This is a genomic window from Streptomyces sp. NRRL F-5122 (genome assembly GCF_001507435.1).
Lineage (GTDB): Bacteria > Actinomycetota > Actinomycetes > Streptomycetales > Streptomycetaceae > Streptomyces > Streptomyces lannensis.
In genome coordinates, this window is record NZ_LMWH01000103.1 from 1 (window position 1) to 672 (window position 672).

The 672-nt window shown below is 66.5% G+C and carries 1 protein-coding gene; it reads left to right on the top strand.

Translation table 11 applies throughout. From position 1 onward, the window contains the following. Window positions 1-69 precede the first annotated feature (69 nt). Window positions 70-672 (top strand): transposase (locus tag ADL25_RS12440; protein ID WP_199839147.1); only part of this gene is annotated, 603 nt, incomplete at its 3' end.

Here is a 672-nt window from a genome sequence, read left to right on the forward strand (position 1 = left end):
CTAGTAGGGCTTGGTCAGGTCGGTTGTGGTGGTGCGTGTCCTGTGGGCTGGGTGTGGCGTTGAGTGTGCGTGACTCCGGACGAGATTGCTGTGGTGCGTGGTGAGTTGGAGACCTTCGCGGCGGAGGTGTTCGAGCCGTTCGCGCGCAAGGACCAGCGCCGGTGGGGGCAGGTCTATCTGCGGGGGTTGTTGACCGACGGGCAACGAAAGTCGGTCGAGCCGATGGCCGCCCGGCTCGGGGAGGACGGCAATCGTCAGGCACTGGCCAACTTCATCACTACCAGCCCCTGGGATCCGGCCCACATCCGGGCCCAGCTCGCCTGGCGGATGGAGGAGGCTATCGAACCGGACGCCCTGGTCTTCGACGACACCGGGTTCCTCAAGGACGGGACTGCTTCGGCATGCGTGTCGCGGCAGTACACCGGCACCGCGGGCAAGGTCACCAATTGCCAGGTCGGCGTCTCGCTCCACCTCGCGTCCGACCACGCCTCGGCAGCGGTCAACTGGCGGCTGTTTTTGCCTCAGACGTGGGATCCCGCCTCATCGAAGGCCGATGCGGACAAGGTCGCCCGCCGCACCGCCTGCGGCATCCCGGACGATGTCGGGCATGTGGAGAAGTGGCAGCTGGCCCTGGACATGCTCGATGAGACCCGCTCTTGGGGCATCGAGGTG